Genomic DNA, 13,120 nt, shown 5'->3' with positions numbered 1-13,120 from the left:
CCGGTGACTATGGGGAGCACAGTGGGCCAGCCACCAGCTCCCTACGCTTCACCCAATCGATGCTGCGCCGTTTCAGCGCTATGGCCCAAGATGCTATCAATGGCCCCATTGCGTGGCGGGAAACAATTGCTCTGTCAAACCTGGGTGTTTTACTTGAGCTGCCCAAGCCGCTCGATCAAAGGGCGTGCCTGTACGCAGGTCGAACACGCGACGGCCATCGGCTTTATCGGTCTCACGCAGCTTTACCAGCATGAACCGGTATCGTTGTGTACGAACTTCCTTGATGGATTCGATCAGGAAGCATCGCCCTGGCATAAAAACAGTTTCTGCCTCCTGATCGACCATGGACAACGGGCCTATCGGTGTGCCGCTCTGGTAATCACCAGCAGGCAGCTGGTAGATCACTGAGCTTTCATCAAATTGATGAATAACGTCTTCCGGGCCCACTACGTGCTTGGGCGCCACGAAACTCTTGAGCGCGTAAGGGTTTTCGGTGAAGGACGTAATGTCCGTAGTTACCAATACGTCACCTGCCGTGACAGTGCCACTGCGTAACCAAGCCCCTGACGTGTTCCGCCCTGCATTTCCACCCCGCCATAGAGGGGCGGCATTGCTTTTAGGCAGGCGTTCCAATGCATTGAATAGCGTTTCGAGGTAGGCCGGCAAGTCGCCGTCCCCGGCTTCAAAGGCATGACTGACACCAAAGCGGAACAGGTGATTGGGAAAGTGGGACTCGCTCGTATAAATACGCACCAAGTCGTTCACATACTGCCCATTCTGCCGCCAGGTATAGAAGCGCTCATCATTGACCTTGATATACCCGTAACCATGCTCGTCGACTAAAAAGGCTTCCCCAGGCGGAAGTTCAGGTAATGCTGCTTTGGCCAGCACCTCTCTTTGCCGAGCAATGGCACGTGTCGCCACCTGTGCACTTTCGATGGGGGTATCACCAAGGTATACGTCCCAAAAAGGCGTTTCCACTGGAGGGGTGCCACCTTCCAAGCCTGGAGCGTCCAGCCATTCCCATTGACCTTGCTCGCCCAAGCGAACGGGCCGCAAAGGAGCGAAGGCAAAAGGAGCCGTTGGCCGGACCACAAGCCATGTATGCAACTGCCCGCTATAACGTACCCTGTAGGCTCGCCCACCTAAGGTAATCCAGGTTTGCCCACGAGGTGTGAGGCTGACGCCTTCCATGAAATTGCCAGGGGCCGACGGGGCGGGCAAGCTAGGTGGGTTCTGGGTTTGAAGCTCGCTCAGTTCGCTTTCTGCCAGCGCTGCTGGTTGCCAGGTATCCAGAGAAACCAAACGTTCATGAGGTGGGGGCTCGAATCGCAATCCTCTTACACTAAGCCCGAGGTCAGCCAGCGAGAACAAGGTAGCAATGGCGTCGAATACACCGCTAACCATCGCTTGCTTTCGCCGTTCTGGCGAACTGGTATTCAGCGCTGCGTCGATATCCAGCCCTAGTCGGCTGGCACCGGCAATAAGCACGCTCAGGCTTAACGGCCAAGCTACCAAGGCAAAAGGCGTAAACACCTGTAGAAAAGCCCCCAGGTAGCCGCGCCACAGTGCCTTGCGTAGCGCATGGTTGCTGATCAATGCGTTCTGATGGGTATGCAGGTCATTTCGCGCTAGCGTTTCCAGAAGGGTGAACAGGCTATGCGGATACGCCTCGCCGTTGCCAAAGGGCCAATGGGGGTTTGCAGGTGTGCCGATATGTGCCCGCAAGCGTTCCAGGGCCTGATGGCGGCGCTCTGCGTTATACAGCTGCGCCACCCAGGCTTCAGCCTCAGGCGAGGCCAGGTGTGCAGCCACTGCTCGGTGTAGGGCAGGCATGCTCTGAAAGCCGCGAATGATCGGGGTGGCGGTGGGGGTATAGAGCATCACGCGCCCATTAGGCGTGCGAAGCGTGAACAGAGGCGCGTCGGCCTCGCCTGTATAACCCTGTACGTGCACTGCAGAAACATCCCCAGGCTGACTCAGGCCGGCCAGGGTCACCGGTTGGTGAGGAGCCACTCCAGCGTAGTGTTCGAGCGCGCTAAGGTCTTGAGGCAATAGCAGCCCTTCTGTCAAAGCCTGGCGAGCGGCGCCTAGCAAGCGCACTTTGGTCAGTAACCTGAAATCGTTACCGTGGGTTTCCCAGAATCGCTCGGTGCGTTGGCGGACATGGTCAGCGAAATCCAGCGCCCAGAAGTCTTCCATCACGGCACTGGGCAGCAATGGGACCTCGTTGCGTTCGTTGTATTCTGTAGCGCCCGGCCCTTGCTGATAAAAGCCGCTGTAAAGGTCCAGGTTGTCAGGGGCTTGCTGAGCAGCTTCGTCGAAACGCCTCACTACCAACTCAGTAAAGGTGAGGGATTCGACCGGAGGTCCGTTATGTGCCCAGCCCGTGAACGGCCCGTGGCGGGTGTGGCTGGTTTCGAAGCGGTGCCACCAGACCTTGTCTGGGTTCCATTGCTCACCCGTGTGTTTTAAAAGGCATTGCGCCGCCACTTGCCGAGCCAGCGTATGCAAATCGGGCCAGGCGTCCATGTAGGCGCGCGCACGTTGGGCCACGGCATGGGCTTCATCCAAAGGGGTTGAGGGAGGGGGCGAAAGGAATAGGTTGGCGTGCACCGTGAGTGCTCCATGCAGTTCAAGGAAGCACTATTAACCGGGATGCGCAGCTGATGATGGTGGTAGATATTCCCTGCCCGGTATGAGCCACTGGCCCCAGGCATTGCACCTGGGGCCATTGACATCAACCGATGGTCATCAAGCTGGCATTGCCGCCGGCTGCCGCCGTGTTCACGCTGACAGAGCGCTCGATGACCAAGCGCTCCAAGGCAATGGCGGTTTCACCCTGCGACAAGCCCTGCACACCTACGATGGCACCCCCACGGTTGGCGATGATCTCGCAGACTTGACGCAGCTGGTCGGAATCACCGTGGTGGATGACAGCGTCAAATACCGCCTCATCCCGCTTCCAGTCAGCGATTACCTGTACACGCGCTTGGACGTCTTTAGGCAGCTTGCCGAACACTGAACGGGCAGGCTCGCCCTCTACCAGCACGGCGCGGCTACCAACGGCCAGCGTCGCCGCCACTTGGCATAGCAGGTCAGCTTCGTTGTCTGCCAGGCACAGCACGTGTTCACGAGGGAGCACCATGTAGGTGTTGCGCTCGCCGGTCGGGCCAGGCAACAGGCGTGATACGCCGCTTTGAGACTGGGCCGCGTACTGGCTGCATACGTCAGCCAGTGTTGCCTGTTGACTACCTTGTGCCCAGGCCTGCAAGGCATGCAGCGGTTTGAGCAACGCTTCGCGAACCCGGCTATCCGGTGCGCTGGTGTCGCCACGCTCGAAGGTACGGTTTACGGCATCGCTTGGGCGGGTGGACAGCAGGCGATACAGGTACAGCGGGCCGCCGGCTTTCGGGCCGGTGCCAGACAGGCCCTCGCCGCCGAAGGGCTGCACGCCCACTACGGCACCCACCACGTTGCGGTTAACGTACATGTTGCCGGCGTTGACGGTTTCCGTGACCCTGGCGATGGTTTCATCGATACGGGTATGTACACCCAAGGTTAGGCCATAGCCAGAGGCATTGATTTGGGCCAGCAGCGCGTCAAGGTTTTTGCGCTGGTAGCGCACCACGTGCAGGACCGGGCCGAAAATCTCGCGCTTGAGTTCATCAAAGCTTTCCAGCTCGATCAACGTTGGCATCACGAACGTCCCACGGCGGCACTCGGCAGTATCAGTGATAGCCATCTGGTAAACCGTGCGGCCTTTTTCGCGCATGCCTTGAATGTGCGCTTCGATCCCGGCTTTGGCTTCGGCGTCGATCACCGGGCCGATATCCACGGCCAGGCGTTCAGGGTTGCCCAGGCGGGCCTGAGCCATCGCGCCCTTGAGCATTTCGATCACCCGGTCTGCACTGTCTTCCTGCAAGCACAGAACGCGAAGGGCCGAGCACCGCTGGCCAGCACTGTCGAACGCCGACGACACCACGTCGATCACAACCTGTTCGGTGAGTGCGGACGAGTCTACGATCATCGCGTTCTGGCCACCGGTTTCGGCAATCAGCGGAATCGGACGGCCTTGGGCATCCAGGCGGCCAGCGATGTTGCGTTGAAGCAACCGGGCCACCTCGGTAGAGCCGGTGAACATCACACCCTTGACACGTTCGTCCCCAACCAAGCCCGCACCCACGGTTTCCCCGCGGCCTGGCAGCAGTTGCAGCACGCCTTCAGGGATGCCGGCTTCCAGCAGGATGCGTACCGCCTGGGCCGCTACCAGCGGCGTCTGCTCGGCAGGCTTGGCCAGTACTGGGTTGCCTGCTGCCAGCGCAGCAGCCACCTGGCCAGTGAAGATGGCCAACGGGAAGTTCCATGGGCTGATGCAAACCACAGGGCCAAGTGGGCGATGGTCGTCATTGTTGAAGTCGTGGCGTGCCTGTACAGCGTAGTAGCGTAGGAAATCCACCGCTTCACGCACTTCGGCTATGGCGTTGGCAAAGGTTTTGCCCGCCTCACGTACTAGCAAGCCCATCAACGGCTGAATCTGCGCTTCCATCTGGTCTGCAGCACGCTCCAGAACCGCCGCGCGCTCGGCAGGCGGCGTGGCTTGCCAGATTGGGCCATTGATCAGCGCGCATTGGAGCGCAGCATTCACGTCAGCAACATCGGCTTCCTGCACGTGGCCTACCAGGTCACGGTGGTCGGATGGGTTGAGAACAGGCTGAGCCGGTGCCTGGGAGCTTTCGCAGCCCAGCATCGGGCCAGCGTGCCAGCTGTTATGGGCCGTAGCCAGCAAGGCACTGCTCAGGGACGCCAGGCGATGTTCGTTGGCCAGGTCGATACCTGCCGAGTTGCTGCGCTCGCTGCCATACAGGTCGCGCGGCAGGGGAATACGCGGGTGCGGCAAGCCGAGCGCACCTTCCTGGGTACCCATCTGTTCGATGATTGCCACAGGGTCGGCCACCAGTTCCTGAATGGAAATGGTGTGGTCGGCAATACGGTTGACGAAAGAGGTGTTTGCGCCGTTTTCCAGTAGCCGGCGTACCAGGTAGGCCAGCAGCGTTTCATGGGTGCCAACCGGTGCATAGACCCGGCATGGGCGGTTCAGCTTGCCATCAGCCACCTTGCCCACCACCTGTTCGTACAGCGGCTCGCCCATGCCATGCAGGCATTGGAATTCATATTGGCCAGGGTAGTAGTTCTGGCCGGCGAGCTGATAGATGGCCGCCAGGGTGTGGGCGTTGTGGGTGGCGAATTGTGGATAGATCGCTTCAGGGACCGACAGCAGCTTGCGAGCGCAGGCAATGTAGGAGACGTCGGTGTACACCTTGCGGGTATACACCGGGTAGCCTTCCAGGCCCTCGACCTGGGCCCGCTTGATTTCGCTGTCCCAATAGGCGCCTTTTACCAGGCGGATCATCAGGCGATGGCGGCTGCGGCGGGCCAGATCGATCACATAATCGATCACATACGGGCAGCGCTTCTGGTAGGCCTGGATCACGAAGCCAATCCCGTTCCAGCCAGCCAGTTGTGGCTCGAAGCATAGGCGCTCCAGGAGGTCCAGGGACAGCTCCAGGCGGTCGGCTTCTTCAGCGTCGATATTCAGGCCGATATCGTATTGCTTGGCCAGCAGGGTAAGGGACAACAGGCGCGGGTACAGCTCTTCCATCACGCGGTCGTACTGGGCGCGGCTGTACCGAGGGTGAAGGGCAGACAGTTTGATGGAAATGCCTGGGCCTTCGTAGATGCCGCGCCCGTGGGAAGCCTTGCCGATGGAATGAATGGCCTGCTCGTAGGAGGCCAAGTACTTCTGGGCATCATGCTCGGTCAGTGCGGCTTCGCCCAGCATGTCATAGGAATAGCGGAAGCCTTTGTTTTCGAACTTGCTGGCGTTGGCCAAGGCTTCGCCAATGGTCTCGCCGGTAACGAACTGCTCGCCCATCAAGCGCATGGCCATGTCCACGCCCTTGCGGATCATGGGCTCGCCACGCTTGCCAATGATACGGCTGAGGGAGGAGGTAAGGCCCGCTTCGTTATGGGTGGACACCAGTTTGCCGGTAAGCAGCAAGCCCCAGGTCGCTGCGTTCACGAACAGAGACTTGCTGTTACCCAAATGGGGCTGCCAGTTGCCGTTGCTGATCTTGTCGCGAATCAGTGCGTCGCGGGTGCCTTTGTCCGGGATGCGCAGCAGCGCCTCGGCCAGGCACATCAGCGCTACGCCTTCCTGCGATGACAGCGAGAACTCCTGCAGCAAGCCCTGCACCAGGCCCGCACGGCCAGTGGCGTTTTTCTGGTTGCGAAGCTTTTCTGCAATGGTGGCCGCCAGCTTATTGGCAGCGCCCGCCATGGGAGCCGGTAAACGGGCCTGCTCCAACAGCATGGGTACCACCTCCTGCTCGGGGCGGCGGTAGGCACCGGTGATGGCCGCCCGCAGTACCGATTGAGGGTGAATGCTTTCAGCGAACTCCAGGAAAGGCTGGTGCGTTGGGTCAGCATGGACCTCGCCTGCGTCATCGCCTGCATTAGCAGCGGCGCCGTTGATTTCGGTCAGAGATGCTCCACCCTCGAGCTTTTCAAGGTAATTGAAGATCGCTTGCTTGATTAGCCAGTGCGGCGTGCGGTCGATGGACTGTGCTGCGGTCTTCAAGCGTTCGCGAGTTGGGTCGTCAAGTTTGACCCCAAGGGTGGTCGTCGCCATTTTAATTGTCCTCATCGGGTTGCCACTGTCGCGTGGCTTGTGCGTTGGGCAAGACTATCCCCGCACATGGGCGGGTGCAACCCGGTGCAACCCTAATTATTGAACTATTTCTCAAGCGGTAGCGTGTTAAGAAAAAAGCTAAAAGCGCACCGTTTTTGTGCGTCTTCACTATTTTCAGCGGTACGGCTGGCGTATTTTTCCGTTTTTTACGTAGGACAATTCCTAAACTGGCGTTCCTGCCTTGTAACGTCGGTGAACCACTCCCTAGGATGCGCCTTCTCGGTGCAACCCTGGTGCACCTCCAATAACAAGGACATGAGACCCGCCGAATGAGTTTGAGCAACCCTACCCTTATTTCTTTCCTTGTTTATATCAGTGTCATGCTGCTGATCGGCCTGCTGGCCTGGCGCGCCACGCGCAACCTTTCCGATTACATCCTCGGTGGGCGGCGGCTTGGTGGGGTAGTCACTGCCTTGTCCGCAGGCGCCTCAGACATGAGCGGATGGTTGCTGATGGGCCTGCCGGGTGCGATCTATGTCAGCGGGCTATCAGAAGGGTGGATTGCCTTGGGCTTGGTGATAGGCGCTTACCTGAACTGGCGCCTGGTGGCAGGCCGCTTGCGTATTCATACCGAATACAGCGGCGATGCGCTCACGTTGCCCGATTATTTTGCCGCTCGGTTCAATGACCACAGTGGCTTGCTGCGCGTCGTTTCTGCACTTGTGATCCTGGTCTTTTTCACTATTTACTGCGCTTCCGGCATCGTGGCAGGTGCTCGCCTGTTTGAAAGCACCTTCGGCCTGCCCTATGAAACGGCCTTGTGGGTAGGCGCTGGCGCCACCATTGCCTATACCTTCATAGGCGGTTTCCTGGCTGTCAGCTGGACCGACACCGTGCAAGCTTCCCTGATGCTGTTTGCATTGATCCTTACGCCTATCGTGGTAGTGCTCGCGACGGGAGGTGTGGACACTGCGTTCATGCACATCAACGCGGTAAATCCAGCCAGCTTTGACATGCTGCGAGGTACTACGTGGCTCGGCATTGTGTCTCTGCTGGCCTGGGGGCTGGGCTATTTTGGACAGCCTCATATCCTGGCGCGGTTCATGGCAGCCGACTCGGTGAAATCCATTACCAAAGCACGCCGTATTTCCATGGCCTGGATGATCCTGTGTTTGGGCGGCACCTGTGCAGTAGGCTTTTTCGGCATCGGGTACTTCCAGGCCAACCCTGAAATGGCCGGGGCTGTGACCGCCAACCCAGAGCGGATCTTTATCGAAATCACCCGTATTCTGTTCAATCCATGGGTAGCCGGCGTATTGCTCTCGGCCATTCTTGCCGCCGTCATGAGCACCCTGAGCTGCCAGTTGCTGGTGTGCTCCAGTGCACTGACGGAAGATTTCTACCGTCATTTCCTGCGTAAATCTGCATCGCAGCGTGAGCTGGTCTGGGTAGGCCGTGCGATGGTATTGCTGGTAGCGTTGGTCGCCATTGCACTGGCTTCAGACCCAGACAGCCGAGTGCTGAGCCTGGTAAGTTACGCCTGGGCCGGCTTTGGTGCGGCATTCGGGCCCGTCGTGATCATCTCGGTACTGTGGAAAGGCATGACCCGTTACGGCGCACTGGCAGGTATCGTGACCGGTGCCACCACTGTGGTTGCGTGGAAGATGCTAGGCGCACGTGAAGCCTATGCATTCATGGCCCAGGTGTATGAAATCATTCCCGGTTTTATCCTGGCTTGTGCGGCCATTGCGCTGGTAAGCCGGTTGACCCACACCAGCGAAACCGTGAAGCAGCGCTTTGCAGCAGCCGATCAGGCCTGGCGCGCCCAGCGCAGCTGATCGCCACCTGGCTCCTTGGCCTTTGGCTGAGGGGCCAGAGCGCGGTAAACTCCGGCACCCTGCAGGAGTATCCATGAACTACCGTCACGCCTTTCATGCCGGCAACCATGCCGACGTTTTCAAGCACCTGGTACTGAGCCGGCTTTTTGCGCTGATGACGCGCAAAGAGCAACCGCTGGCCTACCTGGACACCCACGCAGGCGTTGGCCTCTACGACCTTCAAGGCGACCAGGCGAGCCGGACAGGGGAGTACCTTGAAGGCATTGCACGGCTTTGGCAGGCGGAGGCCCCGCCAGAGCTGGCCGCCGACTACCTTCGCATCGTGCGCAAGCTGAACCCGGAGGGTGAGCTGCGCTATTACCCTGGTTCACCGGAGCTGGCACGCCGGCTGGCCCGCCAACAGGACAGCCTGCAGTTCAATGAAAAGCATCCCGATGACGGCTTGGCGCTGAAGGACAATATGAAGCGCGACCCCCGCGTGGCTGTTCATCGGGGCGAGGGCTGGCACGTGCCTAGGGCTTTGCTCCCTACGCCGCAAAAGCGCGCGATCGTGTTGATAGACCCGCCTTTCGAGCAGCCGGATGAATTGAAACGCTGCGCGTTGGCTATCAAAGAAGCGGTTGCCCGGATGCGCCAGACAGTGGTGGTGGTGTGGTACCCGATCAAGGACGAGCGTGGCATGCGGCGGTTCTACCAGGAGCTAACCAGCACAGGCGCCCCCAAGTTGTTGAAGGCTGAATTGTTTGTGCACCCGGCAGACACAGATACCCGGCTCAATGGCTCTGGCCTGGCCATTGCCAACCCGCCGTGGGGGTTGGAAGAAGAGCTGAATACCTTGTTGCCGTGGCTGGCTCAATTGCTCGGGCAAAGCGGTGGAAGCTGGCGAGTGGACTGGCCGATTCCTGAATAACCTATGTCAACCTGGCAGGCACACGCCCGTGCCGCCGATGCCGCAATAACCTTGAGGGTTTTTTGCCAGGTATTGCTGGTGATAGCCCTCGGCGTAGTAGAAAGCAGGCGCTTCCCGAATGTCAGTCGTAATGGTGGCTAGCCCAGCCTTGAGCAGCTCAGCCTCGAATACCGCCTTGCTGTCCAGGGCTGCCTGCAATTGTGCCTCACTGGTGGTATAGATCACCGATCGATACTGGGTGCCTTTATCGTTGCCCTGGCGCATGCCTTGGGTAGGGTCATGGGACTCCCAAAATACCTTCAGCAGGTCTTCGTAGCGGGTTGCCTTGGGGTCAAAGACCACCATCACCACTTCGCTATGGCCTGTGAGGCCCGAGCAGACTTCTTCATAGGTGGGGTGAGGGGTGAACCCTCCTGCATAACCTACGGCAGTGGTATAGACGCCCGGCTGTTGCCACAGGCACCGCTCGGCACCCCAGAAGCAGCCCAGGCCAAAATAGGCAGTAGCCAGTTCCGCAGGGAAGGGGGGCTGAAGCGTATGGCCATTCACAAAATGCTCAGGGGGCACCGCCATAGCTGTTTCGCGGCCGGGCAAGGCCTGTTGTGCTGTAGGAAGGTCGTTCTTGTGTACGAGAATCTGAGAGCGCAGGACCATGAGCTTCTCCGCGATGGTTTGATGGCAGACCCTCAGTTTGCCTCAGGCAAGCGTGACTGTCAGGCTGCCGGGCCACGTGGGTAGCGTTTGAGCGCTTCCACCAACCGAGCAGAGGGAATTGGCCGGTCGAATAGGTAACCCTGGCCTACGTCACAGCGATGGCGCCGAAGGAAGTTGAGCTGTTCCGCGGTTTCAATACCTTCGGCAACCACTTTGAGCTTGAGGTTGTGGGCCATGGCGATCACGGCAGACGTGATTTCCATATCATCCTGGCTGGTGGGAATGTCGTTAATGAAACTGCGATCGATTTTGATGATGTCGATCGGGAATTTTTTCAGGTAGCTCAAGGAGGAGTAGCCAGTACCGAAATCATCCATGGCCAACGAGAGGCCCAGGCCTTTGAGCTGCCCTAGCAGCAAGCGGGTGTCCTCCGTGGCTTCCAGCAAAAGCCCTTCGGTCAGTTCAAGCTCAAGCAAGTTGGGCGGCAGTTGCTCTTCCGTGAGGATCTGGCTGATGGAAGCGACCAGGTCCGGGTCTGAGAACTGCTTGGGGGATAAGTTGATTGCCACATGCAAGGGGCCATACCCCGCCGCCGTCAGGTGTTTGCTCATGCGGCAGGCCTGGCGAACCACCCACTTTCCAATGGGAATGATCAAGCCCGTTTCTTCGGCAACACTGATGAACTGGTCTGGGCGAATCATGCCCTTTTCAGGATGATTCCAGCGTAGCAAGGCTTCCATGCCCAACAAGCGACCGGACCGCAGGCACAGTTTGGGCTGGTAGAACACTTCCAGTTCATTCTGGGTCAGCGCGCGGCGCAGGTTGTTCTCCACAAACAGCTTGTAGCTGGCCTCGGCATTCAAAACCTCGGTAAACACCTGCACCTGATGTTTGCCATTGGCCTTGGCCTTGTGCAAAGCAAGGCCTGCGTTTTTCATGAGCGTTTGTGGGTCGCGCCCATGCAAAGGTGAGCACGCCAAGCCTACCGAGGCCGTCACGTTAATAAGCTGGTTGTCTACGAACATGGGCTTGTCGAGCGTCTTCAGTACCTGCAACGCCAACTGCTGCCCGGCTTCAGGGTCGGTATTGTCCAGCAATACCGCAAATTCATTACTGGCAAACCGGGCCAGGGTGCCAGAAGGGTCAAGGCTGTTGCGCAGCCGCCGAGCCAGGCTGATCAACAGCTTGTCACCGGTCTGGTGACCCAGGCTGTCGTTGATCCGCTTGAAGTTGTCGATGTCCACGAGCATGAGCGCTACGGGGGTTTCCACATCCGAGGCGAAGCGTTCATCCAGGCTGCGAATGAATGATGGCCGGTTACCCAGGTTGGTCAGGTTGTCTGTGTAGGCCAGGCGCTCGATACGCTGCTGCGCCAGTTTGGATTGAGTTATGTCCTCGTAGATGCCGATATAGTGAGTCAGTTGTCGCTGGTCGTTGAATACCTTGGAGATCGACAACTGGCCCCAATAGGGCTCAAGGTTCTTGCGGCGGCTTTTGAACTCGCCCTGCCAACTGTTGCTTTTGGCCAGGCTGGAGGGTGCGTCGAATAACAGTTCGTTCAGGTTTTCCAGCGCAGGCAGTTCGGACAAGCGATGCCCATGCACTTCATCAGACGTGTACTGGGTAATCGCCGCAAAGCTTGGGTTCACGTACTCCACTACGCCATCGCAATTGACCAGCAGAAAGGCATTGGCGCTCTGTTCCACCGCGCGCTGGAAAAGGTGAAGCGCACTGGCCGCAGTACGGCGGTTATGGTTGGTGATCACTTGAGCAAACTGGTCCGCCAGCTCGCCTGCAAAGGCGATTTCATCCGATTGCCAGGTTCGCTCTGTACTTTGCTCAAGGCACAGTACGCCTACCACTTGGCCATCCACACGTATGCTGGCATCCAGCACTGAAACCATCTTGCCGTGATGGTCTTGGTGTTCCGAGTGGCGAGGCCTGGGATCGCCCACCGTATTGTTGGGATCTACCACACGGCTGCGGTGCAGGGCGTCCAGGTAGCCGGCATATCGGCTGGCATCAATGGGCGCTGGCATGAAATAGGTGTGGCTGGCGGCCTCGTAAGCCCGGATAGGCACCAGACGCTGGCCTTCAAGGTGCCAGAGGCTGGTGCCATCGATCTGAAAGAGATCGCACGCGCTGCGGGTGATCAGCTCAGCCGCTTCACGTAGCGGATCATTGGTACTGTAACGCTGGCGGGCCAGGCGCAGGATAAGGTCTTGCTGGCCTCGCACGCGCTCTAGATGCTGAAGCTGTTCTCGCTGGGCGCGGTGGTTCACTTCAAGGGCAATCTGCAACTCACCCTGCTGGCCTTGGGCAGCCGCGCTAAACGCTCCCATGCCGCCTGGCACATCGTCTACGACCAGCAGGTACCCTCTGAGGAGCTGGCGGCTTTGCTGTTTATAAGGCTCGCCTACTTCCAGAATACTCAGTGGCCCATGGGATGAATGCAGTACGTAGCGCACTTGGTAATGAGGGCGTTCTGCCAGCTGCTCCGCGATGGCCTCATGCAACTGGTAGCGGGCTTCGGGTTCCATCAGGCTGGCATAGGGAGCGCCTACCAGTGCACAGAGTTCGGCGGCGGGCGTGCCGAAGTCTTTTTCGCAGCTTGGGTCCAAATACAACAAAGCCCAATTGGGCTCGTTCAGCCGCTCGAAACGCAGCATGCCCAAGCGGGAGGGCACCGGTAGCTGCGTAACGACCTCGGCCGCCATACGATTGGCAGCATCCGGCTGGCTTTTCATAAGCGCTCGCTTGAGAAATTCGGTTTACACAGATCCGTCTGATGAAAAAGGTGTGCCTGGCAAGGTTGCATCATGGAATCGCGACTGACAAGCGCAAGAATGGCCTTATGCCTTCAGTCAACGTGCTAAGCGTCGGATTCAGTTCGTACGCAAAGCGGCGTTTAGGCAAAGCAACCGCTCCACTATTAGTCAAAGCAACCGCTCCACTATAGTCGACATCTAATTGGCGTCAAATAGTGAATTGCGCTGCACGTGCTTTTTGTGCGGCAATCAAGCGCCC

General features: G+C 58.8%; 6 protein-coding genes. 2 read left to right on the top strand and 4 right to left on the bottom strand.

Annotation, left to right across the window (positions count from 1 at the left end; genetic code table 11):
- Positions 1-96 precede the first annotated feature (96 nt).
- Both HBH25_RS16330 and putA read right to left on the bottom strand, forming a co-directional pair.
- Entirely contained in the window at positions 97-2,616 is a 2,520-nt protein-coding gene (locus HBH25_RS16330; protein ID WP_168084998.1) for a dermonecrotic toxin domain-containing protein, read from the bottom strand.
- Positions 2,617-2,740: 124 nt separating this feature from the next.
- Entirely contained in the window at positions 2,741-6,691 is a 3,951-nt protein-coding gene (gene putA, locus HBH25_RS16325) for a trifunctional transcriptional regulator/proline dehydrogenase/L-glutamate gamma-semialdehyde dehydrogenase (RefSeq protein ID WP_168084997.1), read from the bottom strand.
- A gap of 329 nt (positions 6,692-7,020) precedes the next feature.
- Between putA and putP the strand changes: the two genes are divergently transcribed.
- Entirely contained in the window at positions 7,021-8,529 is a 1,509-nt protein-coding gene (putP, locus tag HBH25_RS16320; RefSeq protein ID WP_168084996.1) for a sodium/proline symporter PutP, read from the top strand.
- 73 nt (positions 8,530-8,602) lie between these two features.
- Positions 8,603-9,439, top strand: a complete 837-nt coding sequence (locus HBH25_RS16315) for a 23S rRNA (adenine(2030)-N(6))-methyltransferase RlmJ (RefSeq protein ID WP_168084995.1) — start codon at positions 8,603-8,605, stop codon at positions 9,437-9,439.
- 6 nt (positions 9,440-9,445) lie between these two features.
- On the opposite strand, the gene msrA is transcribed toward HBH25_RS16315, so the two are convergent.
- Together msrA and HBH25_RS16305 are read right to left on the bottom strand one after the other, a co-directional pair.
- The gene (gene msrA, locus HBH25_RS16310) at positions 9,446-10,093 is read right to left on the bottom strand and encodes a peptide-methionine (S)-S-oxide reductase MsrA (protein ID WP_168084994.1); all 648 of its coding nucleotides are present in this window, start codon (positions 10,091-10,093) and stop codon (positions 9,446-9,448) included.
- A 59-nt stretch (positions 10,094-10,152) separates the two neighbouring features.
- Positions 10,153-12,840, bottom strand: a complete 2,688-nt coding sequence (locus HBH25_RS16305) for a sensor domain-containing phosphodiesterase (RefSeq protein WP_168084993.1) — start codon at positions 12,838-12,840, stop codon at positions 10,153-10,155.
- Between the last annotated feature and the right edge of the window lie 280 nt (positions 12,841-13,120).

It is taken from the genome of Pseudomonas quercus (genome assembly GCF_012033695.1).
In the GTDB taxonomy this organism is placed as follows: Bacteria; Pseudomonadota; Gammaproteobacteria; order Pseudomonadales; family Pseudomonadaceae; genus Aquipseudomonas; species Aquipseudomonas quercus.
This window is presented reverse-complemented; position numbering and strand designations above follow the sequence as displayed.